The sequence below is a fragment of the Peribacillus sp. SIMBA_075 genome (genome assembly GCF_046534585.1).
In genome coordinates this window covers 1-229 of the sequence record NZ_JAWRYN010001769.1, presented here as the reverse complement: position 1 = coordinate 229, position 229 = coordinate 1, and the positions used below count along the sequence as shown (strand labels likewise).

Below are 229 nucleotides of genomic sequence, written 5' to 3'. Positions count from 1 at the left end.
CCAATTATTTCGTTTTCTTCATTTACAATCATTCTCGATAAAGACCTCTTTTTGCGCTCTTCTTCTATTGCGAAAAGAAGAAATGCTTTCGTGTCTTCTATCTTTTCTACTTTTATTCCTAATGCATTTTTTATGTGTGGATCACTTGATAGCTTGAAAATCACATTTGCATAGCGTAAATCGAGTGGTACTAAAGTAACGTGTTGCATCGTCTATACCCCTTTTAAAT

Annotated in this window: 1 protein-coding gene; it reads right to left on the bottom strand. The window is 33.6% G+C overall.

All coding sequences use genetic code 11. The annotated features are described in order from the left end of the window. Positions 1–209 (bottom strand): GNAT family N-acetyltransferase (locus SB775_RS34510; RefSeq protein WP_486360751.1); only part of this gene is annotated, 209 nt, incomplete at its 3' end. Positions 210–229: the final 20 nt, after the last annotated feature.